Genomic DNA, 24303 nt, shown 5'->3' with positions numbered 1-24303 from the left:
CTGTGCCTGCCCATGCAAAACGGGCGGCGGATAAATCCGCCGCCCGCCTCTTCAGGCAATCGCCCGTCCCATTACTTGTAGCCGAGCTTGCCCAGCACCCAGTCGGCGTAGTTGCCGGTGCGGGTATAGGCGGAGAACTTGGCGTCGCGGTTGCAGCCCACACCGTCGGCTGACGCAAGACCCCAGGAGACAATGCCGGCCTGGATGTACTTGCCATCGCCGACCGGAACGACGAGCGGACCGCCGCTATCGCCGTCGCACGCACCGCGCGGTCCCTCGGGCGTGCCCGAGCAGATCATGTTCTCGGTCATCGGCACCGGCACGTTGTCGAGAACCTGGCTCCACAACTCGTTGGCCGTGTTGCCGGGGATATCGAGCGCCGTGACCGTCTGCTGGAAGTAACCGGCAGCCGCCTTGATCGGGCCGCTCAGCAGCACCTGGTTGCAGATGCCGCGGTCGATGATCTCGATCTTGCCCTCGCGCAGTTCACGCGACGGGGTGCCGGCCTCGGTGCGGCCCCAACCCGTGACGATCGTCGTGGTATCGGGCTTTTCGAGAATGTCGGCATATTCCTCGGTCGGAATGGTGATCGTGGCGAACTTGGCGTTGGGCTGGCGGGCCAGCTTGATCAGCGCGATGTCGTTGTCGAAGCTGTTGGGATTGTAGCCTTCGTGAACGATGATCTGCTCGACCTCGACGAAATCGCCTTCGTTGGAGATGCGGTTGGTGCCAACCATGATCCGGGTGTTCGCCGGATTGATCAGGTAGTAGCCGTCGGACTTCTCCTCGACCACGCAGTGTGCCGCCGTCAGAACCCAGTTGTTCTGGATCATCGAGCCGCCGCAGAACTGCGAAAGGAGGTCGTTCTCGACATCCACACGCATCAGCGCGACCTGCCATGGCCAGGCGCCATCCTCGGCGATCTTGCCGTTGAGAACGCGCGATTTCTCGCCGTCCGTGCTGCCTTCAAGCAATGCGGCCTTTTCCGCGCTTCCGGCAAAATTGAACGGCATCTCGGGCGAGCCTTCCTCTTTCTGCCAGGTCGGTTCGGCCGTTGCCATGGCCGGCAGCATCACTGCCATGGCGGCGATGCTCGCAATCTTTGTAAGACGTGATGTCATTTTCGATCCTTTCGGGTTTGCAATAGTTGGTTGTGCCTTGATTGGTTCGGGGGCTTTCCGGCGGGTGATTGCAACATGCATCATAGCCAGTTTCCCATCAGGACGAATGGCGACCAGAAATAGGGATGGGAAAATCCCGCTTGGGCCGCCTGCGTCTTCTTCTGTCTCGATTGTGCGGCGCGTTCGCCGCTTTCCGCCGACGCGACGCTCATCTCGCCGGACATCATGCGGATCTGGGCCGCGCGCAGGGCGTCCGCCTTTGACAGGCCGTCACGCACCATGCCTTCGTAGAAATCGCCCATCAGGCGCGCGGTCGCCTCGTCGGCCACTGGCCAGAGCGATGCCATGACCGAGGACGCGCCGTTCAACTGCGCCGTCGCGCCGAAACCCTCGATTTCCGAACCGTCGCCACCGCCGCGTGCTGTCTGGCAGGCCGACAGCGTGACAAGATCGATACCCTTGAAGGACAGCGCCCGCTTTGAGCGGATATCCGACAGGGGAAGGTGTGAACCGTCGCCGAGAAGCAGGAAGGAATCGTCCTCGCGTCCCGGAATCAGGTTGAAGTGGCTGGCGATGTGGAGGATCGACGGCCGCGAAAGAAGAGTGCGCCGCAGGCTGCGTTCCGAGAAATCCTCGTCCAGTCCGGCGGGGCCCTGCAGCACGCCGGAGGCGTCGTCGCCCGCAAAGATCGTCTCGATCTCGCGCCGCACGCCGGGCAGCGGCGAAAAGCCCGGATGCGCCGCCGTCACGCCGAAGCCGGCGCTCTTCTGCGCCTCGCGACCGCCGCGCTCGAAACGGGTCGGCACGGAGGACGTGTAGAGCGCGACCGCGTAATCCTCGATGAAATAGCGCTGTCCGTCATACAAAGCCGCGAAGGGTACGTAGCGCAGGAAGCCGTCGAGATTGAGCATGACGACCTTGACGCCGGCATCGGCGAGGGACTTGGCGACCGGCCGGACGAGAACGTCGTAGAGCGCGCCGAGCTTCGTGTTGGCATCACTGCCGCGCGCCTCGATCGCGACCAGCGCGTCGAAAGTCATCCGCGAGAGCTCGGCTTTCGAGATGTTCGACTCTTCATGCAGCGTCAGTTCGGGAAGCGTCAGGAAGATATGCGTCGCCTGGTCGATGGCGGCGATCTGGAGAATGGCGGTCTTTTCCTCGAAGGAGGTGAGGAGGTCCTGGTAGGAGCCGACCGCGCTCAGCTGCGCCTTGTAGACTTCCTGTTTCGGACCGGTGGCGCTTTCCAGAAACGCATCCACCTGCGCCTCGAAATCGTCGGCGGCGACCTGGACGCTTTCCTGCAGCAGGAAAATGCGATCCTCGTCTTCTGCCGTGGCTTCGCCGCTGTCGAGCTTGGCGACGAGCCGGTCGAGTTCCTGCGCGGCCGCGAGCGGGAAGGCGGCAAGCGCCACGATCTTTTCTTCTTCGCCGAGCTCGGTGTCGTTGAGCAGCGCCTTGGTCTCCCGAAGATCGGCCGCGCTGTCGCGGCGCAGGAATTCGAAGACCTCCTGCTCCTTTTCCATGTTGAGAACGGCCTGGGCTTCGACGAACCGGCCCTGTTCGATCAGCATGTCCGCGAGATGCTGGTACAGCCAGCGCCACTCGTCCTTGAGTTCCTTGCTCTCGTCTTCGCTCAGCGATTTGTTCGCGGAGCGGATCGACTGCTGCGCGTTAACGGCAAGCTTGGCAAAGGCGATGGCGCGCTCCGTGTCGCCCTTGGCGCGGAAGGCGCGCGCCAGCGTGTCGTATGCCCAGCGCTGCTCGTCCAGCGTGATCTCGTTGTTGGCCTTGATGAAGGGCATCGCCTTCATGGTCCAGCGGATCGCCGAATCCTCGTTGCCGAGATAGTGTTCGATGATCCCGATATTGATGTTGACCTTGCCGATATTGCGCGAATAGCGGCCCTCGTGCCGGGCGATGATCGGATGCGCCTTCAGGAACCAGCGCTTGGAGACTTCGTATTCCTCGAGGCGGCGATGCACCCAGCCGATATTGTTCGTCACCCAGCCGACCTGCATCGCGTCGTTGCCGAGCACCTTGGAATAGCGCAGCAGGGCTTCGGTGTAGGTGTCGAGCGACTCACGGTACTTGCCCGCCCCCTCCAGCGAGATGCCCTCGTCGAGATAGGTGTCGGCGACTTCGGTGCTGATGTCGCCAAAGATTTCCGTGCGGATGGCGCGGGATTTCTCGAAATAGGTGATGGCCTCCTCGTATTTCGACAGGCCCTGCAGCGCCATGCCCCAGCTTTCGAGCGCATGCGACAACTCGGCCCCGTCTTCGCCGATCTCCCCGTAGATCGAAATGGCGTTGTCGAGCGCGTCGAGGGATTCGCTGTAGCGCGACGCGGCCTGGTCGGCGTCGGATAGCATGCGGTAGAGCGCGGCTTTCCATTTCAGGTCATCGCCGGTCGCATCCGCATAGGCGTCGATCGCGCGCTGAAGATAAGTCCGCGACAGCGTGAGATTTTCAGCACCGCCCTTCTTCAGATAAATCCAGCCGAGATTGTAGAGCGAGCTGCGATAGCTGCCGAAATCCTCGCCTTCGGTCAGGGCATAGGTGTCGAGCGCCTTGTTAAAGTAGTCGATGGAGGTATCGAGGTCTTCGTCGCTGCCGCGGTTCAGGTGGATATAGGCCAGATTGGCAAAGGTCTCGGCTTTCCATTTGAGGTCGTCGCCGGTCGCGCCTTGATAGGCATCCAGTGTCCGCTCGAAATAGTCCTGCGCGGCGACCGAGTTCTCCGTGTTGTTCTCCCGGTTGAGATGAATCCAGCCGAGATTGTAGAGCGAGGCTGCATCGCCGGCTTCCGCGCCCTCGAGCAGCTTCGGATCGATCGGCGCGTTCGGATCGAGCCCGTCGGCCAATGCCCCGGCGATGCCGGAAAGCAGCAGCCAGAAAAGGAGAGCAATCTTCGCGCCGGTTGTTCTCATGTCATCGACTCCACCGTTCCGCGACCTAGTCCGAAACCGAGCCGGGCGGGACGGTTTCGACGGCGACCTGGGAAATGCCGCCTCCTGCGTCATCGCGCGATCTCTTGCGGACGGCGCGTGTCTTTTCGCCGAAGCCCGCTTCCTCGAGCATGGAGCTGAACCCGCCGCGCGCGACTGCGCGTGTTTTTCCAAGCTCGGGCTGCGACAGCCAGCCGAAATCGGCGACGACCGATTGCGGCTCCACCGGGGTGACGATGGCGATCAGCCGCTCGCGGCCATAGTCGCCTTCGATGACGTCGAGAAGATCGATGGCGCGTGACTCACCGGGAAGAAAGCGATCGTTGAACATGTGGTCGATCGAGTAATTGACGCCGGTATACAGGATGTTGAGGTCCAGCGGCCGGTTGGTCTTGTTGCCGACCTCGACCCATACGATGGCGCCGGGCTCGATACGCGGTATGGATGGCGGCGCGATCGGGATGCGTTCTTCGCTGTCCGGGTACTGGATCGAATAGCTGATCTCCAGGCCGGCGCCGCCGGAACCGGAACCGCCGCCAAGCTTCAGAAGGTTCGCGACGCGGGCGATGCGCGACAGGCTGTCGGCGAGATAGAACGTCGTTTCCTTCGTTTCCCGGTCGGCAAAGCCGATCGAAGTGGTCTTGTTGGCCCCGTCTCTGACCAGTTCGCCACCGCGCGGCACGAGCCACAATGCGCCGTTGGCGACTTGCAGATAGATGTCCGCATTGTCGCCTGGCTCCACCATGTCCAGCCGAAGACCTTCCTTCTCGGTGTTGACGAGCGCCTCGATGACGGCATCGATCTCCGCGCGCGTCGCCTCGGACGCTTCGGACAGATCCGGCTTTGCGACCGCGATCGAAAACCGCATCTCCTCTTGCGCCTTGCGGGCGTAGAAACCGGTGTCGAGCATGACGAAACCGCCATCCACGATTTCGAATTCGGAACGGAAATCGCTTGTCGCGGTGACGCGGATCGTCGCGATCTTCTCGTCGTCACTCGCAGCCGGGCTGTCGAGCAGCGCGAGTTCGTCGCCAACCGAAATGCCGTGCAGGCGTCCGGCCGAGAAGATCCGCTTTCCGCCGTCCTGCTTGACCGGCCATTGCTGGATGCGGCCCGCCTGTCCGTCCGCAGCGCCGAACACGGGGGCATCGAGTGCGCCTTCGAAGAGCGGCGTCGGTTGGACCCGGTAACCGATCGAATAGCGGCGCAGCACTTCCTCGCCCAACTGGCGATAGGTCAGCGCCGGGTTCTGCGCCAGCGTCTCGAACAGGGTGAAGGTGAACAGCCCGTGCGACACGCGGTCCGGATCGTCCGCGGGAAGCCGCATCTCCGGCGTGGTTTCGTTGGTTTGCGCGGCGTAGAAGAAAACCTGCTGGCCTTCGGTGGAGCCGGTGGTCTCAATCGTCGCGATTTCGGGTTCGGGCGTGCCGCTACGGGTCCGGATCGGCTCGACGGCGTCCAGCACGTCCTGCGGGATGCCGAGAGCGGCCGGGCTGATGTCACGGGACTTTTCGGCGTCCAGAGGATCGCCCGACGGCGCCGCGCGCGTCACGGTGCCCGAGTGGCAGCTGTCGAAGATGGCCCAGATATTCGCACCCTTGTCCGTCAGCGCGGTGATCATCGCGCCGAGTTCATCGTCGACAAGCGCATTGGGAACCGTGCCGGTTGCCTGGTCCCAGCCGGAGATGTCGGCGGGCAGGAACAGTTCGTCCATGCCGTCCTGCTCGGAGCCCGGCACGAGGGCGGGCGCCTGCGATCCGTGACCGGAAAAATGCAGGAAGACGAAATCGCCGGGCTCGACCTCTTCGGCGAGGCTGGCGAAGGCCTCGCGAATATGGTCGCCGGTCGGCTCTGCCGCGCCTTCGATACCGTCGGCAAGAACAGTGATCTCGCTTTCCTCGAAATCGAGGGGCGCACCTTCGAGCAGATACTGGCGCACCAGTTTCGCGTCATTCACCGGCCCGTTGAGCCACTTGTCTTCCGACAGGTTGGGGTATTTCGAAACGGCCACGATCAGTGCATGGTTCGTGCGCGCCCATGCCGGTCCGGCCAGAAGCGTTCCGGCCGCAAGCGCGGCCGCAAGCGCAGCTCGTGTCTTCAAAGACCACTTCATCATCCCGTTCCCTCAAATCGTGCTCCGGTTCGCCTGCGCGAAGGCATTGGCGCTCCGGGTCCTGTCATTTCAGCGCCCGGCTTGCGGGGCGTACATGTTCTGGTCGCGGCCAGAAGTTTCGGTTCAAGCATGGAGAAAATTGGGCGGTTCTCGCAGAATCTTTCAAACGGTAACGCCGAGTGATGATTCCGGGAGCGGTCAGCCGCCGATGCACGACATGCACAATTCTTTAATTTCAGCCTCCCAACCCCTGAAATCTTGGTATTTTGCACGGTAGCCGCGAAGTCGCCGCATGCAACCGGGAAATGCAAAAAATGCATCGCGTATTTTCTCGAAAAAACGCCGTAATCGCTGCGTTTCGCGGGCCGGCGCGCTGCTTTGTGGCAGAAAGCGGGCATGCGGTTGCCCGGTCAACCCTCTGTTCAGGGGGGCGCTTGCGCGGCGATATTTCCGCTAACGGGTTGTGGTTGCGATGACGGCAGCGGGGAGACGTAGGCAAATGAAGGGCTGACGACGTGTTCGAACCCTATCTCGAAAGGCTGGCAGGCTTCCCCGGCGTCCTCCTTGCGGTCATCGGTCTCTTCTATATTTTCGCCGGGCTCGTGCTCGCGCGCCAGGTGATGCTTGACCGGGTGCTGACACGCGCAATCGAAATGATCTCCTTTGAAAAGCCCAGCCGGCTCGAGCGTTTCGAGACCGCGTGGATGACATCTGGCGCGATCCTCGTCTTCGCGTCCGGCGCGGCGCTGCTCGTCCTGTCCGGCATCGCCGTCTGGCTGTTCGCGGCCGCTTTGCTGCAGCAGGTCATCTACCTGACCTGGCTGGCGCCGCGCTATTTCGATCGCGATGAGGAGCCGGACCCGGCCGGGCGCAGGCAAACCATAAACGCCGCCTTCATTTTCGGTGCATGCGCACTCGGTGTCGCGGCGGCAGGGCTGTCGGGCAAGCTTCTTCCGCTGACGGGCGACGGAATGCCTTCGCTCGTCGCCGCAGGATTCATGCTCGCCGTCTATGTCGTCTGGATCGCGATCAGGTCCCGCATGCCGGCCGGAAATGGCGGGCTCGGGGCAGGACTGGAACCGGTCGAACCAGATGAGGCGCTGATGGACATGGCGCGGATCCGTGCGCTCAGTCTTTCGCCGGAGCACTGGGCCTGGCCGGTCCATATCGAGTTCGTCGAGGACGATGCGGAATACAATTCACCGATCCGTCTTGGCCTGTCCGGCAAGCTCGCGGACGAACTCACCGCGTGGCAGGACGAGTTCGATGCGGCCTTTGAAGAGGTGGATGAGGAGCCCGTTGCCATATGGGCGGAGGGCCAAGAGGCGCGCCATGTCGAACGCGCGGCCGAACTGGCGGCTGCGATGCGCGCGGAATTGCGTGCTGCGGGTGTGGCGCACATCCAGGTTCGCTATCGGGATGTGCGCGGCGAACTCGTTACGCTGGAGGATTAGGCCCCGGTTCCGTTTCCGGGGCTCCGGTTTTGGCGAACACCACCGCAAAGATCTTCGCGGACAGGCTTTCACTGGCGCGCCAAGGCGCGTGCTTCCATGAGTAGAATATGCCGACCAGGATCATCAGGGCGAGCGGCGTCATGGCTTCGCCCATCAGCCGGTCGCCGCGGCCGTCCGCGAGAGCGGCGATGCCGATGCCGACGCCGCCGATGAGGCACAGGGCGCCGACAATGAACATCGCGAGCCGGGAGCGGCCATATTCTCCGATCGTGACCGGAAGGTCCGGAGCGACTTCGCCGAGCCGGGTCGCGATGGCGCCGACTGCGGAAAGAAAGCTCACATAATCCGGATCGCTCATCGAACGGGCCGCGTCGGTGGTACGGCTGAGAGAAACCTTTTGCGCGTCGTTCGCCGTGATCAGGTCGATCCGGCTGAGCCGCGATCCGCGGATCGAGTGCTCCACGAAAGCGGCGCGGGAGATGTCCGCCCAGGCGAGCCGCCATTTTTCGCGGCCATCTTTGTCCGAACAGGTCAGATGCGTCTCGCCTATCTCTACGGTCTGACTGCCGGCCAGAAGCGCCGGCTTGTATGTCACGCGAACGGGGAGTTCGGTCATGGCGCTTCGATCCGTCTTTGCGCCCAGGCGGTGACCACGCAGGCGGCGGCGATGCCGAGCGGGATCGTGACCCACCCGACGAGGATGTTGCCGATGATGGCGAAGTAGAACGAGAGCATGAGCGCCCGCCGGATCAGCTCGATAATGCTGAGCGGGTCGCTTGCCATGTCGGAGAGAAAAGCGACGAACGCAATCAGCCACATGAAGACCGACGAGGCGATTGCCGACACCGCGCCCGCTCCGACGGCGCGCCACATGCCGAAACCGTCATGACCCGGTACGAGCCATCGCCACGCAGCAGCCATGGAGGCCGTGCCGCCGATAATGGCGGACAGGCTTATGATCTGGACCTGGCCGGCGCCGATAAAGTCATCGGTGATGATGAAGACCGCGAGCGCGCTCGCCACGAAACCGGCGATCGCCGCGAAGAGCGTCCCCGTGCGAACCGTATCCTCGTAACGTGCCGCGAATGCCATGTCCGATCCCCCGGAGTGTCTAGACAAGCGCCAGTCGCATGGCAAACAAACCGATGGGCACGGTGATCAACGCCAGCGGAATGATGAAGAAGGCGAGGAAATCGGAAAACCGCCAGCGCACAACGTAGAACGTGCCATCGGGCGATTGCATGGCACGCACGGTTTCGCCGGGCAGGTAACGCGCTTCGCGCAACTCGCGCGCCTCGGGAATGGGCACCCAGCCATAGGTGATACCCTGAAGGAGAATTTTCTCGTTGTTGATCGCGTCGGGAAATTCGACTTCGACATCGAGATAGGCCGCGATGTTACCATTGCCGACCTGATGTGGCCGAACGCGCGAGTCGACGACCCGCATGTCGTGGCGCGGCCAGGTGATCGAGTAGGGAGGAGGGTCGCCGAAGGTCCACATCGCATAGAGCAGGATGAGGGGCACGGCCGTGAAGGCCACGCCGAAACCGAACGCGATCGGCCGGAAGGAATAGCCGGCATTGCTGCGAACCGCGTCACCCCCCTGGCTGCGCCATCGGCGTTCGAAAAAGGGTCGGAAAAAGAGAAAGCCGATGAATGCCGCAACGATCGTGAAGGCAATCGCGGGAATAAGAAGGAAAGGTCGCCAGCTTGCCGGGTAGGCGACATTGCCGCCCGGCGCGAGCCGTGCGCTAACCGTGGCCCCGACCGGCCAGGCATCGACAACCGCGTCGCGGCCATCCACCGCGTTCCTGACCAGAAGGCGAATTGGCGTCCTGATGACCCTGCCGTTATCGATCTCGACGATCGGATCGGTCCGAACCACATTGCCCCAGCCGTCATACACCTCGCGCGTGTCGTGACGCATGACGGTGACGTCGGCGCGTTCCCAGAACATCGAGATTGCCGGAGGCGACCCGAAAAGCCAGATCGCCAACAGCACGATGACGAGGATCGTGCCAAAAAATATCTTGCCAAGCAGGTTCATCTCACCGGTTTCTCCGTCAAGACGCGATCCCCGACAGGAGAACGAACGGGAAGAAGAGGATGAGGCCGGCAAGACCGATGCCGTGCAGAACGATGCCGCGTTTGACGGACTTGCGCTTCTTTTCGTCCGCGATGGAGTCGATATAGCGGTTGGACCACACGAAGCCCGGCTGTTCGCCCTGCGCATGGCAGCGCGCGACGTAGGCGGGCCACGGCCTGATCGCCATCACGGCGCCGATGATCCCGATGGCAACGCTGACGACAAGGCCGGCAATACCGGCATAGGCGAGGAACTGAACCATGGGGTGTTTACGCCGGCGGCTGGAAACGCCGGGTCACACTGGCGGGGCGTCCGGGCAGCGACATCGCGCTCTCGCCCTTTGCGCGCCGCGCGACGACATTTCCCTTCGACACGACCAGCAGTCGCCCCGGCCGCAAGCGGATCGCCTCGATAGGATCGCCAGCGTCGAGTACGACCAGACTGGCCCTCTTGCCCTTTTCCAACCCGTAATCCTCCAACCCCATGATCGCGGCAGTTTCCGTCGTGACCATGTCGAAACAACGGCGCATCTCCGCCGGGCTCGTCATTTGGGCGACGTGGAGGCCCATGAAGGCGACGTCGAGCATGTCGGCGGTGCCGAGCGGATACCATGGATCGAGAACACAGTCCTGCCCCCATGCGACGCGGATGCCGTGGGCGAGCATCTCGGGCACGCGGGTCAGGCCGCGCCGTTTTGGATAGGTGTCGTGGCGGCCCTGGATCGTGATGTTGATCAGGGGATTGGGAACTGCCGAAACCTGCGCTTCGGCCATCAGCGGCAGCAGTTTCGAGACATAGTAATTGTCCATCGAATGCATCGAGGTCAGATGCGATCCGTTCACCCGGCCCTGCAGGCCGAGCCGCTGCGTCTCGTAGGCGAGCTGTTCGACATGGCGCGACATCGGGTCGTCGGTTTCGTCGCAATGCAGATCGACCCGCAGTCCGCGCTCCGCCGCGATCTCGCAAAGCTCGGTCACCGAGCGCCGGCCGTCCTCCATCGTCCGCTCGAAATGCGGGATGCCGCCGACGACATCGACGCCCATATCCAGCGCCTGGATGGTGATTTCGCGGGCCTTGGGCGCGCGATAGAACCCGTCCTGCGGGAAAGCGACGAGCTGCAGGTCGAGATAGGGTTTCACCATCTCGCGCACGGCCAACAATCCGCGCACGCCGGTCATGGCGTTGTCATCGGAGGTGTCGACATGGGACCGGATGGCGAGCAGGCCCATCGAGACGGCCCAGTCGCAATAGGCCAGCGCGCGCTCCACAACGGCTTCCTCGGTCAGGAGCGGCTTCAATTCGCCCCACAGCGAGATGCCTTCGAGCAACGTGCCCGAGGCGTTGATGCGCGGCAGGCCATAGGAAAGCGTCGCGTCCATGTGGAAATGCGGATCGATAAAGGGCGGCGAGACGAGATTGCCGGATATGTCGATGGTCTCGCCGGCCTCGGCGGTGATGTCCGGCTCGATCGCGGCGATCGTGTCGCCCGCAATCGCGATATCCGCCGATGTTCCGTCGGGCAGGACGCCGCCCTTCAACAGCAGGTCGAAACTCATCTCTCACCTTTTTGATAGGGGACCATCAGCGCCTTCGGATAGGTCGCACGCCGCGCCACGACGATAAGCGCGAGGATGGATAGCACATAGGGCATCATCAGGAATATCTGGTAGGGGATGACGCCCCCGGTCACCTGCTGGAGGCGGACCTGGTACGCGTCAAAGGCGGCGAACAGGATTGCGCCGATCAGCGCCTTGCCCGGCCGCCAGGAGCCGAAGACGACGAGTGCGATGCAGATCCACCCGCGTCCGTTGATCATCTCGAAGAAAAAGGAATTGAAGGCGCTCATGGTCAGGAACGCGCCGCCGACCGCCATCAGCGCGGACCCGAGCGCGACCGCGCCCATGCGCATTGCCGTGACACTGATGCCCTGCGCCTCGACGGCGGACGGGTTTTCCCCGACCGCGCGCACGGCGATCCCCACCGGCGTGCGGTAGAGAACCCACGCGACGAGCGCGACGGTGACATAGGCGAGATAGGTGAGCGGCGTCTGGTTGAACAGCGCCGGCCCGATCAGCGGTATGTCCGACAGGCCAGGAATGGCGAAGGGCTGGAACGGCTCGATCTTGGGCGGCGACGTCACCTCGGGCAGCGAGACGCGATAGGTGAAATAGGTCAGGCTGGTCGCGAGCATCGTGATGCCGATGCCGGTGACATGCTGCGACAGGCCGAGCGGGACGGTCAGGAAACCGTGCAGCAAGCCGAAGACGACGCCGGTCAGCGCCGCCACCGCCACGCCGAGCCAGAGATCGCCACCGGCATAGACGGTGATCCAGCCCGCGAAGGCCCCGGCGGTCATGATCCCCTCGATACCGAGATTGAGCACGCCCGCGCGTTCGCAGATCAGTTCGCCCATCGTCGCGAAGATCAGCGGCGAAGCGATCCGGATCGCCGCCACCCAGAAGCTTGTCGTCAGCAGGATATCGAAGGCTTCCATCACTACTTCCACCTGATCCTGTAGCGCGTCAGCATGATCGCGGTGACCATGGTCAGGAGCGCGGTCGCGACCATCACCTGGGCGATGTAGCTCGGTACGCCCGCCGACCGGCTCATCGCGTCCGCGCCGACGAAGATGCCGGCGACGAAGATCGCGGATGCGACCACGCCGAGCGGATTGAGCATGGCCAGCATGGCGACGACGATGCCCGTGTAGCCGAAGCCCGGGGACAGATCGAGCGTCAGGTTGCCCTTGAGGCCGGCGACTTCGGAGAAGCCGGCGAGCGCCGCGAGTCCACCGGAGAGCAGCGCCGTTTTCATCAGCACCCGGTTCACCGGAATGCCGGCGAAACGCGCGGCCTCGGCATTGTTGCCGACGGCGCGCATCTCGTAGCCGAGCGTGGTCTTCTTCATGACCACCCACATCACGACGGCGCTGGCCACGGCGATGACGAAGCCGAAATGCAGCCGCTTGCCCTGGATCAGCCTTGGCAGCTGGGCATCGGCGATCACCCGTTTCGACTGCGGCCAGCCGAGCCCCATCGGATCCTTCAACACGCCTTCGAGCAGCATCGAGACGAACAGGATGACGATGAAGTTCAACAGCAGGGTCGTGACGACTTCATCGACGCCGAACCGGACCTTGAGGACGGCGGGGCCGAGCAGCAGCAACGCCCCGGCCAGCATCGCGCAGATCATGATGAGCGGGATCAGCGCCGGCGTGGGCATCGCGACCGCGCCCGTCCCGAGCACGACTGTCACCACCGCGCCGATATAGAGCTGCGCTTCGGCGCCGATATTCCAGAGTTTCGCGCGGAAGGCGACGGCGACGGCAAGTCCGGTGAAGATCAGCGGTGTTGCCCGCGTCAGCGTTTCCAGCAGGGCGAATTGCGATCCTGCCGCGCCTTTCGCGACCAACCAGAAGACGTTGAAGGGCGATGCGCCCGCGATCAGCACAAGAAGAGAAGCGATGACGATCGTGGCGAGGATCGCGCCTGCGGGATAGAGCAGGGTGGTCGCGAGCCCGGGCGTCGGTTTCGGTTCAAGCCGCATCGGACACCCCGTCTGCGAATCCGTGCCCGGCCATGCGTTCGCCGATCTCGCGCACCGACAATTCGCCGCGTTTCGAAGGCGGCGAGAGACGGCCCTTGGAAATCACGATCACACGGTCGGCCAGCGCCAGAACCTCGTCCAGATCCTCGGAGATCAGCAGCACCGCCGCGCCGCGATTGCGCGCCTCGAGCAGCTTGGTGTGCACATAGGCGACGGCTCCGACATCCAGGCCGCGCGTCGGCTGGTTTGCGAGGATCACCTGCGGTTCGCCATCAAAGGCGCGCCCGAGGATCAGCTTCTGCATGTTGCCGCCGGAGAGCAGACGCACCCGGGCATTCGGGGAGGGACATTTCACGTCGTAATCGCGGATGATGGTCTCGGCGAATTGCTCGGCCGCCTTCCAGTCGAGCAGGCCGGCGCGGCTGAAGCGCGGCGAGCGATAGGCTTCGGAGATCACGTTTTCGGTGACGCTCATGTCGCCGATCATGCCTGTTGCGTGCCGATCCTCGGGAATGCGCCCGATCCTGTGCGCCAGAGCCGCGCGCGCCGACCAGTCCGAGACGATCTCGTCGCGGATCCGGATCGTGCCGGATTCCGGCTTCGTGGTGCCGGCGATGAGGGAGGCAAGCGCCGCCTGTCCGTTACCGGAAACGCCGGCAAGGCCGGTGATCTCGCCTTCGCGCAGGGCGAGGTCGATCGCGTCGAGCGGCGCGCCGCCGGCGCGACCCGCCGTCGAGACAGCCACGAGTTCGATCACGGTGTCGCCCGGCGAGTGTTCGACGACTTCCGGCTCCTTGATCGTCTCGCCGACCATCAGGGCCGCCAGTTCGCCGCGGTCCGTGTCCGCCGTGCGGCGCTCGCCGGAAATCCTGCCCGAGCGCAGCACCAGAACCCGGTCGCTGACGGCCATGACCTCGTTGAGCTTGTGCGAGATGAAGATGATCGAAAGCCCTGTGGCGACCAGCTTCCTGAGTGTCGCGAAGAGCGCTTCCGTCTCGAGCGGGGTCAGGACGGCCGTCGGCTCGTCGAGAATGAGAACCCGCGCGTCGCGATAGAGTGCCTTGAGAATCTCGACGCGCTGCCGCTCGCCGACCGACAGGTCCGAGATCAGCGCATGCGCCCGTATCTCCAGACCGAAATCGCGCGACAGCTCTTCGATCCGGGCCTGCGCCTTGCCGCGATCGAAGCGCGGTGCGAACAGGCTTTGCGTGCCGAGCGCGATATTCTCTTGGACGGTCATCTGGTCGGCCAGCGTGAAATGCTGGTGGACCATTCCGATACCGGCGGCGAGCGCGGCGTGCGGCTCGCCGGGCGGCAATGTCTTGCCGAACGCCTCGACAGTGCCCTCGTCGGCCACGTAATGGCCGAACAGGATGTTCATCAGCGTGGTCTTGCCGGCCCCGTTTTCGCCGAGCAACGCGATGACCTCGCCCCGCTTCAGGTCAAAGGAAACGGAGTCGTTGGCTGTCAGTGGACCAAAGCGTTTCGTGATGTTCGAGAGGCGGAGTACGGTCTCCGCCTCTCCGCCCCCCTCGGCGTTCATCAGCTCGATTTCGGCTCTTCGTCGTTGATCTCGACCGTGAAGTCACCGGACTTGATGGCTGCTTCCTTCTCGGCGACGAGATCGAGCGCCTCTTGCGGCACCTTGCCTTCGAAGGTGCCGAGCGGTGCGAGCGAGCATCCGCCCTCCTTCATGAAGGAGTAGAGGCCGTAATTTTCGGCTTTGAACTCGCTGGCCTTCACCTTGGCGATCGCGGCGTCGAGCGTCGGCTCGAAATGCCACAGCGCCGAGGCGACAACCGTGTCCGGGTAGTCGGGCTGGGTGTCGATCACGTTGCCGATCGCCAGGATGCCCTTCTCCTTGGCCGCGTCCGAGACGCCGAAGCGCTCGGCATACATGATGTCCGCGCCGGCATCGATCTGCGCGAAGGCGGTTTCCTTGGCCTTCGGCGGGTCGAACCACGAGCCGATGAATGCGACCTGGAAGGTGGTGTCGGGCGCCGTTTCGCGCACGCCTGCCATGAAGGCGTGCATCAGGCGGTTCACTTCCGGGATCGGGAAGCCGCCGACCATGCCGATATTCTTCGACTCGGTCATCGCACCGGCGATGATGCCGGAAAGATAAGAGGCGTCCTGGATGTAGTTGTCGAAGACGGCGAGGTTCGGCGTGTCGTCCTGTGGCAGGAAGGACGAACCCATCAGATAGGCCGTGTCCGGATAGTCGCGCGCGACCTGGCGGGCGGCTTCCTCGACAGCGAAGATCTCGCCGACGATCAGGTCGTGACCGGCTTCGGAATATTCGCGCATCACGCGCTCATAGTCGCTGTTCGACGTGTTCTCGGAAAAGACGTACTCGATCTCGCCGCGCTCGGCGGCGGCGTTGGCCGCGATATGGATGCGGCTCACCCATTGCTGCTCGACGGGAACGGTGTAGATCGCCGCGACCTTGAGCTTTTCCTGCGCGGCGGCCCGGCCAATCAGGCCCGGCATGGCGAGAACCGATGCGCCCGCGGCGCCTGCCTTGAGCAGCCTCCGGCGGGTTGTGGTGAAGGATTTGTTGGACATTGCGCGCACTCCTGCTTGTTGGAAATCCGGTAACCCGCCAAAATTTTGATCAGATGGTAAATCGGGATCAAAAAAACGGCAAGAGGCGGAGACGGTTCCTCACAGGCGTGACATGACGAGCCCGGCTCCGACCAGAATGACCGCGACGACGCGCTGCCAGCTGATCTCATGGACAGGAAGTCCGAAGGCGCCGGCGCGGTCGATCAGGATGGCCGCGAACATCTGTCCGATAATGATGGCGGCGATCAACGTCACCACGCCGAGCCGGGACACGCCCCAGAGCGATGTCCAGACATAGAAGGCGCCGAGCAGGCCGCCCAAGAGCATCCATGGCTTGATTTCGCGGACCAGCGTCAGGCTCGGAAAGGCGTTGCGCACGGCGATCAGGGCAAAAAGCGCGATGAAGCCGACGGCGAAGGATATGGCTGTGGCGACGATGCTGTCGTCGAGCGTGCGCGCCAGGGCGGCGTTCACCGGCGGCTGCAGGCCGATCGCTACGCCGCCCGCAAAGACGCAGAGCAGCGCTATCCAGAATCCGGTCATGGTATTGTCCCCGTAGTCAACCGCGACACGCTATACGAAACGAAGCCGACGCGTCACCCGTCGCTGCGCATTGCCTCGCCTGCACCGAATCCGCATAAGGGCGCGTGACGATCTGACGGGAGAACTGCCTTGGCTACCGAAATCGAATGCTATCGCGGCGTCGTGCATCCGTGGCTGTGCGACAGCATGGGACACATGACGACGCGTCACTACACGGCGATGTTCGACGATGCGTCCTATCACCTCTTCGCCACGCTCGGTTATACACCCGACCATCTCGCATCCGGCATCGGGATCGCCGACGTGAAGCTGACGACGACGTTCCTCGCCGAACTGAGCGCCGGGTCGCTGATCATCGTCCATGGCCGGGTCGTCCGCGTCGGCAACAAGTCGATGACCGCGCATTACCGCATGCGCAACCTGCACACCGGCGAGATCGCCGCCGAACTGGAATCGGTCACCGCGCAATTCGACATGAAGGCGCGGCGAGGGATGCCGATCCTGCCCGAGGTCCGCGCTACGGCCGAGAAGATGCTGTCCGAGCCCGACTAGGACGTGGACTCATTAACCCGTAGCCACAGGCGGATGCAGACGAGCTTGATGAAGGCAAGGTAGTTCGCAGCCAGCTTGTCATAACGGGTGGCCACGCGCCGGCAATGCTTGATCCGGTTGAAGAACCGCTCGACCCGATTGCGGTCCCGCTATAGGTGCCTGCTTAAGCAGATCGGCGATGTCCTGTTTCGTTTCGGCGGTATGTTGGCCCACGCGCCGCGCACTGCGATAAAAGTCCTGATCCAGTCTGCGTCGTATCCTCGGTCGGCCAAGAGCTGCGCGTTCGGCTGAAGCGAGCTCAGGAGCGTCGAGCAGAGCCGGTTGTCGTGCGCCTGACCGCAGGTGAGACCGAGCCGTACCGGCAAGCCGATGGCATCCACGACAGCGTGGAGCTTGGTTGTGAGCCCGCCACGCGAGCGGCCGATGCTCTCGGCGGGACCACCGGTAACGCAGGCACCGTGCTGGTGCACGCGGATTATGGATGTGTCGATCATCTGGATCGCTGCGTCGTGATCGACGGCGAGGCATTCCATGATCCTTTCCCACACGCCCGCCCTGCGCCACCGGACAAATCGGTTGTAGCAAGTTGTGTAGGGACCATACCGCTCCGGCAGGTCACATCATGGCGCTCCTGATCGCAGAACCCGGAAGATGCCATTTAGGAGCCGCCGGTCATCAACGCGTGGGACGCCACGCGGTTTGCTCGGCAGGATCGGCTGGATGATGTTCCATTCGGTTTCGCTGAGGGCGTATCGCATGATGGAGGCTCCTTTTTCGGAGCTTGAATCAGGCCAAGGCACCTGTTCTCAAGCGGGATCGCATGTCTGAATTCCACCCGGAAGCGGTCGCCGTTCCGCCAAGCTACGAGGGCAGTTCATGACCCAAAGCGGCCCAACTGAAATCTCACTTTTTACGTCCGTGAACATACTTGGCTATCGCGCGAGCCAGCCGCCGTCGACGGGCAGAATAGACCCATGCACGAAACTTGCGGCCTCGGACGCGAGGAACACGACCGGGCCGGCGATATCGGCCGGCTCTCCCCAGCGTTTGGCAGGAACACGCGCCATCAATTCGGCGCTGCGTTTGTCGTCGGCCTGCAGAGCCGCTGTGTTGTCGGTAGCGATGTAGCCCGGCGCGACCGCATTGACGTTGATGCCCATCGACGCCCACTCATTGGCTAAGGAGCGCGTCAGTTGTGCGACTCCAGCTTTTGCGGATGCGTAGCTCGGCACGTTGATCCCGCCCTGGAAGGAAAGCACAGAGGCGACGAAAACGATCTTGCCGCTGCCGCGTTGGATCATGCGCCTGCCGATCTCGCGCGTCAGGACGAAAGGCGCCGAGAGGTCGACCTCGATCACGTGGTCCCAATCCTCGTCGGAATGTTCTGCGGCCGGCGCGCGGCGGATGGTGCCGGCATTGTTGACAAGGATATCGATCGAATGACCGTCCTCGTCGAGTTGTTCTAGAAAGCTGTGCAACGCTGCGCGGTCGGAAAAGTCGCAGCGATAGGCATCGAAACGCCGGCCGGCCGCCAGCACATCTCTTTCGACGTCGCTTCCCAGTGTTTCCAGACCGGCGCTGACGCCGACGATGTCCGCGCCGGCCTCTGCGAGAGCGTTCGCAATGGCGCGGCCGATGCCGCGACGGCAACCGGTGACCAGCGCGGTCTTGCCGGAAAGATCGAATGGGCCGTTCGACATGCGATTCTCCTCAGATCAGCATGCGCCGGGGATCGGCGAGAAGCCGCGCGAACTGGGCGAGAAACCGTGCCGCGTCGGCACCGTTGATGACCCGGTGATCGTATGAGAGGTCCAGCGGCGCCATCGGAACCGGCTGAAATGTATCCCCATCCCAGACCGGTGCGATTTCGGCGCGCGTGATGCCGAGGATCGCCAGTTCCGGAGGATTGACGATCGGGGTGAAGGCGGTGCCGCCGATGCTGCCGAGATTGGTGATAGACATCGACGCGCCCCCCATCTCTTCCGGCCGCACTTTTCGGTCCTTGGCGCGACCGGCGAGATCGGCGATCTCAGCGGCAATGGCCCAAAGCCCCTTGCGATCGGCGTCCCGGATCACCGGCACCAGCAGCCCGCGCGGCGTATCGACTGCGATGCCGATATGAACGAAGTGCTTCATGATCAGCGTCTTGCCATCGGGCGACAGAGAGGCATTGAAGCGAGGAAAGTCGCGCAGAGTCCGGGCGAGCGCCCTGACTTGGAAGGCGAGGGCGGTCAGTTTGCCCCCCCGCGCGCGCCCTTCTTCCTTCAACGTGGCGCGGAAGGTTTCGATAGCGCTCATGTCGGCGCGGTCGTGATGGGTGACCGCCGGGATTAAAGCCTGCGCCGCGGCAAGATTAGCCGAGGCGACCTGCGCGAAGCGCGACATCGGTTCCTCGGTGACCGGACCGAATGCGGAATGGTCAACGTCCCAATATGACGTCCCGTCGGCAGCGGCGGAAGGCTTGTCGCCTGCCTTGCGGTCAAGATCCTCTTTGGCAATCGTCTCGCGCCCCAGTTCGTCGGCCAAAGCGTCTATGTCTATACCCTTGCGCCCGGCGAGAGCGCGGGTCGACGGGCTGGCGATGGCGGCTGTCATTGGCGTCTCCTCACCAGTTTGCGGAAATGTATTGGGTTTCCATGAACTCCAGCATGCCCTCGTGGCCGCCTTCGCGGCCGAGGCCCGACTGCTTAACGCCTCCGAACGGGGCGGCGGGATCGGAAACCAGGCCACGGTTGAGGCCGACCATGCCGTATTCAAGCTGTTCGCAGACCTTCATGCCTCGCTTCATGTCCTCGGTGAAGACATAGGCGACGAGACCGTATTCGGTGTCGTTGGCCCGGCGAATGACGTCGGACTCGTCGGCGAAGGTCTGGATCGCGGCGACCGGGCCGAAGATCTCGTCATGGATACATTCGGCGTCCTCGGAGACGCCGAAGAGGACCGTCGGTGGGTAGAAGAAACCCTTGCCGTTTGGAATGGTGCCGCCGAGGCGCAGTTCCGCGCCCTTTGCAACCGCATCCTCGACGAAATGTGCGACCTTGTCGCGCGTATCGGCATTGACCAGAGGGCCGACATCTACGCCTGCGTCGAGGCCATTGCCGACTTTCAGGGCGGCCATTTTCTGCGTGAATTTCTGCGTGAAGGCCTCGGCCACCTCTTCATGCACGTAGAAGCGATTGGCCGCCGTGCAGGCTTCGCCGAGATTGCGCATTTTGGCGAGCGTCGCGCCCTCGACGGCGGTGTCAATGTCGGCATCCTCGAAGACGAGCAGTGGCGCGTTGCCGCCGAGTTCCATCGCCGGCTTGAGCACCTGGTCGGCGGCGGCATGTAGTAGCTTGCGACCGACGCCTGTCGAACCCGTGAACGAGATCACGCGCACACGCGGATCATGCAGCATGTGGTCGACGAGCGCGCCGCTCCTTTTCGACGGCAGGACGTTAACAAGCCCCTTGGGCACGCCTGCTTCCTCCAGAAGCGGCATCAGTTCGAGCATCGTCAGCGGCGTTTCGGAGGCGGGCTTGATGATCACCGGGCAACCGGCGGCGAGCGCCGGCGCGATCTTGCGGGTGCCCATGGCCGCCGGGTAATTCCACGGCGTTACCAGAACAGCGATGCCGGCGGGCTTGTGCTGGACGACGATGCGCGCGCCCGATGCCGGCGCGTGGGTGATCAACCCGTCGGCGCGCACGGCCTCTTCGGAGAACCAACGGAAGAACTCGGCGGAGTAGGTCGCTTCGCCCATGGCGTCGGCCCGTGCCTTGCCGTTTTCCAGCGTAATCAACCGCGCGAACTCCTCCAGACGCGCCGTCATCAATTCGAAGGCCTTGCGCAACACCTCGGCGCGTTCGCGCGGCTTGCGGCCAGCCCAGTCGGCAAAGGCGGCCTCGGCGGCATCGAGCGCCGCATCGGCGTCGGCGATTTCGGCGGAGGCGACGGAGGCCAGAACTTCTTCGGTCGCCGGGTTCAGTACATCGAAACGTTCGCCAGCGGCGCCCTTGCGCCACTCGCCGTCGATGTAGAGATCGGTATGTTCCATTCGGTGTCTCCCAGTCAAAGCAGGTGGCGCAGCGGCTCTTCCAGCCGCACGGCCATTTCATGAACAATCGCGAGCGCCGTTTCCGGTTCCAGCATTCCGGCCGGGGACTCCAGTGTTATTTCGAACGTGCCGTTACTGTCGGAAATGCTGATCGCCGGTACGGCGGGCGCGCCGAAATGCGCCTTGGTCACGGCACTGCCGGTCAAGTCCCGCAGGATAAGGTCGGGCGCAGGATCGTCCTGCGATGCCTCGATGGCGGACAGGCCGGAAAGGTCGGGATCGCAAAAGCGAACGCTTTGACGGCGGAGCGGCCGGTGTGCTTGCGCGACCATTCGCCGGCTTTCCGATTGAATGGCGGCGCGCAGGGTGGCGATCGCAAAGGCTGACCACACAGCAAGATCATCGATTTGACTTTCGCCCGCCAGCCACAGACGGAACGCGTCATAACCGCTCCTGTCGACGCGTGCCTCGACGTGGTCGAAGGCGTTGGCGGTTGCGGTGGAGGGCTGCGCGGGCACGGCGGAGAGACGATCGAGATCGGCAACGTGATAGGGTTGGCGATGGCCGTCGGTGGCCAATCGGGCGAGGTCGAGCCCGCGCTCTGCGGCAAGCCGCTTTGCCTTGGGCGACGCAAGAATGCGGTCCCCTGTCGGTGGCTGCGAAGCAGCGCGCTTCGGCGCAGGGCGAGAAGTTTCAGGATTTTTCGGAGAAGCCGACGTTACCTGTTGTTCTGGTTTCGCGTCCTTCTTTTTAGAGGTATTGCGCTTTACAGGCACCTCGGGTTTTTCAGCTGATATGACAGCGATCACGTCGCCGACAGGGACATTCTCTCCGGCCTCGGCGCGCAATTCTGCGACATAGCCGTCATGACCGGCCTGGACCTCCATGACCGACTTGTCTGTTTCTACCTCCAGCAGGACGTCGTCGGCAGCGACGGCGTCGCCCGGCTGCTTGTGCCAGGCGACAAGCAGACCCGTGTCCTGCGCCATGCCGAGTGCTGGCATGATGACCTCATTGCCGTCCTGCTGCGCGGGGGGCTGCTCGTCGGACGGTGCGTCCGCAGGCGTGGCTTCTTCACCGGCCGCGACCGCACCGGGTTCGTCGGCGATCACGGCGATGACATTGCCAACCGGCACGTTTTCGCCCTCGCGCGCCCGGATATCGGCCAGGTAGCCTTCGGCCTGGGCCTCAACCTCCATCGCCGCCTTATCGGTTTCGACTTCCATCAACACGTCGCCGATCTTCACTGCGTCCCCCGGCGCCTTGCGCCAAGCGAGGATCAACCCGGTTTCCTGCGCCATGCCGAGCGCCGGCATGATGACTTCATGCGGCATGGAAGAGCTCCCCGCGGACGCTCAGCCGCGCGTTTTCCGCGACCGTTTCCGGCGTCGGTACGGTCAGGTCCTCAAGGGCCGGCGAGAAGGGCACCGGAACGTCCATCGCGCCCATGCGCACGACGGGAGCGTCGAGATGATAGAACGCCTTCTCGCTGATCCGGCTGGCGATCTCGCCGGTGATGCCGAAATTCTGATGTCCCTCGTCGATGACGATGGCGCGGCTGGTCTTGCGCACCGAGGAAAGGATCGTTTCCTCGTCCAGCGGCACGATGGTTCGCGGATCGATCACTTCCGCCGAGATGCCGTCACGGTCGAGCAAATCGGCCGCCTTAAGTGCAACCTGCACCATGGACGATGTCGCGACCAATGTGATTTCGTGGCCTTCGCGCAAGACAGCGGCCTCGCCGAAGGGGATTAGGTATTCCTCCTCCGGGACCGGCGCCTTGTCGTTGTACATCAACTTGTCTTCGAAGATGACGACCGGATTGTCATCACGGATCGCCGTTTTAAGGAGTCCCTTTGCTTCGTAGGCGGAGGATGGCAGGGCAACCTTCAGCCCCGGAATGTGCGCGACGAGGGCGTGCAAGGACTGGGAGTGCTGTGCGGCGGAACGGCGCGTCGCGCCGAGATTGGTGCGGAGCACCAGCGGCACCTGGAGTTTTCCGCCTGACATGTAATGCGTTTTGGCGGCCTGATTACAGAGCTGGTCCATGACGAGGAACAGGAAGTCGCCAAACATCAGGTCGACGATCGGCCGCGAGCCGGTCATCGCCGCGCCGACGGCGATGCCCATGAATCCGGGCTCGGATATCGGCGTGTCGATGATGCGGTCCGGCCCGAATTCCTCGACGAGGCCGGACAAGACCTTGAAGGGAGTGCCGGCTTCGGCGACGTCCTCGCCGATCAAGAAGATTGCCGGGTCGCGCCGCATCTCCTCGGCTATCGCCTCGTTGACGGCTTTCGACAGCGTGATTTCGCGGGACATGGAAGTCTCCTCAGACATAGGAAAGCGCGTGGTCGACGCCGGCAAAGACGTGCATGTCGACCTCACCTGTCGGCGTATAGGCGGCGTCCAGCGCATAATCGACCGCGGCTTTCGCGTCGGCCTTGATCTCGTCATTAATCGCCACCAGTTCGTCGGCTGACAAGACGCCCTCGGCCTCCAGCCACTTGCCAAAATTGACGATAGGATCGCGTGTAATCTTCCACTCGGCTTCCTCGTCCTTCGAACGGTAATAGTCGCGGTTGATGTCGCCGACATGGTGGCCGTGATAGCGGTAGGTCTTCAGTTCGATGAAGAAAGGCCCTTCGCCCTTGCGCGCGCGGGCCACGAGCTTCTGCGCCAGTTCGTTGACGGCGAGAACGTCCTGCCCGTCGACCGAATGCGCCTCAATGCCGAAAGCCTGGGCGCGCGCCGTCAGAGAGCCGGCGGCAATCTCTTCGGTTTTCGTGTATTCCGAGTAGCCATTGTTCTCGCAGGCATAGATGACCGGCAGGCTCCAGAGCGCGGCCATGTTCATGACCTCATACCAGAGGCCCTGCGCCGTCGCGCCGTCGCCGAAGAAGCAGACGGCGACGTCTTTGGTGCCGAGCCGTTTCGCCGAGAAAGCAGCTCCGGTAGCAATCCCCATGGAACCGCCGACGATGGCATTGGCGCCGAGATTGCCATGGCTCTGGTCAGCGATATGCATCGAACCACCCTTGCCGCGGCAGTAGCCTTCCGCCTTGCCAAGCAGTTCGCAGAACATCTCCTTGAACTCCGCACCCTTGGCGACGCAGTGGCCGTGTCCACGGTGGGTGGAAGTGATCTTGTCAGTGTCCTCCAGCGCCTCGCAGATGCCGACGGCAACCGCCTCCTGGCCCGAATACATATGCGTCAGGCCAGGCATCTTCGCGGACAAATAGAGCTGGTTGGCATTGTCCTCGAAGGCGCGGATGCGGACCATCTGCCGGTACATCTGCAGATAGTCTTCAGTGTTGGTTTTCTTCTTCGGTGCCATGACGG

The 24303-nt window shown here is 63.3% G+C and carries 21 protein-coding genes and 1 pseudogene; 2 read left to right on the top strand and 20 right to left on the bottom strand.

All coding sequences use genetic code 11. From position 1 onward, the window contains the following. Positions 1–71: 71 nt before the first annotated feature. The 3 genes from ACQK2M_RS21265 to ACQK2M_RS21255 all read right to left on the bottom strand — a co-directional run bounded on the left by ACQK2M_RS21265 (position 72) and on the right by ACQK2M_RS21255 (position 6167). Complete coding sequence (locus ACQK2M_RS21265; protein WP_223476216.1) at positions 72–1121, bottom strand: S1 family serine peptidase; 1050 nt, start codon at positions 1119–1121, stop codon at positions 72–74. Positions 1122–1201: 80 nt separating this feature from the next. Next, a complete protein-coding gene (locus ACQK2M_RS21260) occupies positions 1202–4048 on the bottom strand; it encodes a CHAT domain-containing protein (RefSeq protein WP_425419452.1) in 2847 nt (948 codons plus the stop codon). A gap of 25 nt (positions 4049–4073) precedes the next feature. Continuing rightward, positions 4074–6167, bottom strand: coding sequence for a caspase family protein (locus tag ACQK2M_RS21255; RefSeq protein ID WP_425419451.1), 2094 nt, complete (start codon positions 6165–6167; stop codon positions 4074–4076). Between the two features lie 527 nt (positions 6168–6694). Between ACQK2M_RS21255 and ACQK2M_RS21250 the strand changes: the two genes are divergently transcribed. Next, on the top strand, positions 6695–7633 hold the full coding sequence (locus ACQK2M_RS21250) for a hypothetical protein (protein WP_425419450.1): 939 nt from the start codon (positions 6695–6697) through the stop codon (positions 7631–7633). Here the strand turns inward: ACQK2M_RS21250 and ACQK2M_RS21245 are convergent. The 10 genes from ACQK2M_RS21245 to ACQK2M_RS21200 form a co-directional block, all read right to left on the bottom strand. Then, on the bottom strand, positions 7617–8249 hold the full coding sequence (locus tag ACQK2M_RS21245; RefSeq protein WP_425419449.1) for a hypothetical protein: 633 nt from the start codon (positions 8247–8249) through the stop codon (positions 7617–7619). The two genes, ACQK2M_RS21250 and ACQK2M_RS21245, sit on opposite strands and share 17 nt — an antisense overlap. After that, complete coding sequence (locus ACQK2M_RS21240) at positions 8246–8725, bottom strand: hypothetical protein (RefSeq protein ID WP_425419448.1); 480 nt, start codon at positions 8723–8725, stop codon at positions 8246–8248. The genes ACQK2M_RS21245 and ACQK2M_RS21240 overlap by 4 nt, the downstream gene beginning before the upstream one ends. A 19-nt stretch (positions 8726–8744) precedes the next feature. After that, complete coding sequence (locus ACQK2M_RS21235; RefSeq protein ID WP_425419447.1) at positions 8745–9680, bottom strand: hypothetical protein; 936 nt, start codon at positions 9678–9680, stop codon at positions 8745–8747. A 16-nt stretch (positions 9681–9696) separates the two neighbouring features. Next, the gene (locus ACQK2M_RS21230) at positions 9697–9981 is read right to left on the bottom strand and encodes a hypothetical protein (RefSeq protein ID WP_425419446.1); all 285 of its coding nucleotides are present in this window, start codon (positions 9979–9981) and stop codon (positions 9697–9699) included. A gap of 7 nt (positions 9982–9988) precedes the next feature. Then, positions 9989–11275: an amidohydrolase family protein gene (locus tag ACQK2M_RS21225; RefSeq protein WP_223476208.1), complete on the bottom strand. Its 1287-nt coding sequence runs from the start codon at positions 11273–11275 to the stop codon at positions 9989–9991. Further along, complete coding sequence (locus ACQK2M_RS21220; protein ID WP_425419445.1) at positions 11272–12213, bottom strand: ABC transporter permease; 942 nt, start codon at positions 12211–12213, stop codon at positions 11272–11274. Before ACQK2M_RS21220 ends, ACQK2M_RS21225 begins: the two co-directional genes overlap by 4 nt. A gap of 2 nt (positions 12214–12215) precedes the next feature. Continuing rightward, a complete protein-coding gene (locus ACQK2M_RS21215) occupies positions 12216–13265 on the bottom strand; it encodes an ABC transporter permease (RefSeq protein WP_223476206.1) in 1050 nt (349 codons plus the stop codon). Then, positions 13255–14808 carry an ABC transporter ATP-binding protein gene (locus ACQK2M_RS21210; RefSeq protein WP_425419444.1) on the bottom strand — a complete coding sequence of 518 codons (1554 nt, stop codon included), beginning with the start codon at positions 14806–14808 and terminating at the stop codon, positions 13255–13257. Before ACQK2M_RS21210 ends, ACQK2M_RS21215 begins: the two co-directional genes overlap by 11 nt. Beyond that, entirely contained in the window at positions 14808–15830 is a 1023-nt protein-coding gene (locus tag ACQK2M_RS21205) for a BMP family protein (RefSeq protein WP_425419443.1), read from the bottom strand. Before ACQK2M_RS21205 ends, ACQK2M_RS21210 begins: the two co-directional genes overlap by 1 nt. 99 nt (positions 15831–15929) lie before the next feature. Next, entirely contained in the window at positions 15930–16373 is a 444-nt protein-coding gene (locus tag ACQK2M_RS21200; protein WP_425419442.1) for a DMT family transporter, read from the bottom strand. 129 nt (positions 16374–16502) lie between these two features. Between ACQK2M_RS21200 and ACQK2M_RS21195 the strand changes: the two genes are divergently transcribed. Next, a complete protein-coding gene (locus tag ACQK2M_RS21195) occupies positions 16503–16925 on the top strand; it encodes an acyl-CoA thioesterase (protein ID WP_223476202.1) in 423 nt (140 codons plus the stop codon). On the opposite strand, the pseudogene ACQK2M_RS21190 reads toward ACQK2M_RS21195, so the two are convergent. From ACQK2M_RS21190 to ACQK2M_RS21160, 7 genes and pseudogenes are all read right to left on the bottom strand, one after another. Next, positions 16922–17683, bottom strand: a pseudogene (locus ACQK2M_RS21190) (IS5 family transposase). The gene ACQK2M_RS21195 and the pseudogene ACQK2M_RS21190 sit on opposite strands and share 4 nt — an antisense overlap. Before the next feature lie 174 nt (positions 17684–17857). Further along, positions 17858–18625 carry an SDR family oxidoreductase gene (locus ACQK2M_RS21185; RefSeq protein ID WP_425419441.1) on the bottom strand — a complete coding sequence of 256 codons (768 nt, stop codon included), beginning with the start codon at positions 18623–18625 and terminating at the stop codon, positions 17858–17860. Between the two features lie 10 nt (positions 18626–18635). Then, the gene (locus tag ACQK2M_RS21180) at positions 18636–19520 is read right to left on the bottom strand and encodes a 2-oxo acid dehydrogenase subunit E2 (protein WP_425419440.1); all 885 of its coding nucleotides are present in this window, start codon (positions 19518–19520) and stop codon (positions 18636–18638) included. Positions 19521–19530: 10 nt separating this feature from the next. After that, entirely contained in the window at positions 19531–20961 is a 1431-nt protein-coding gene (locus ACQK2M_RS21175) for an NAD-dependent succinate-semialdehyde dehydrogenase (protein WP_425419439.1), read from the bottom strand. Positions 20962–20975: 14 nt separating this feature from the next. After that, the gene (locus ACQK2M_RS21170; protein WP_425419438.1) at positions 20976–22295 is read right to left on the bottom strand and encodes a biotin/lipoyl-containing protein; all 1320 of its coding nucleotides are present in this window, start codon (positions 22293–22295) and stop codon (positions 20976–20978) included. After that, positions 22285–23283 carry an alpha-ketoacid dehydrogenase subunit beta gene (locus ACQK2M_RS21165; protein WP_223476197.1) on the bottom strand — a complete coding sequence of 333 codons (999 nt, stop codon included), beginning with the start codon at positions 23281–23283 and terminating at the stop codon, positions 22285–22287. Before ACQK2M_RS21165 ends, ACQK2M_RS21170 begins: the two co-directional genes overlap by 11 nt. 10 nt (positions 23284–23293) lie before the next feature. Then, on the bottom strand, positions 23294–24298 hold the full coding sequence (locus ACQK2M_RS21160) for a thiamine pyrophosphate-dependent dehydrogenase E1 component subunit alpha (protein WP_425419437.1): 1005 nt from the start codon (positions 24296–24298) through the stop codon (positions 23294–23296). Between the last annotated feature and the right edge of the window lie 5 nt (positions 24299–24303).

This window comes from Oricola indica (assembly GCF_965227485.1).
Classification (GTDB): domain Bacteria; phylum Pseudomonadota; class Alphaproteobacteria; order Rhizobiales; family Rhizobiaceae; genus Oricola; species Oricola indica.
The sequence above is the reverse complement of the archived record's forward strand: the minus strand, read 5'-3'. Positions and strand labels throughout refer to the sequence as shown.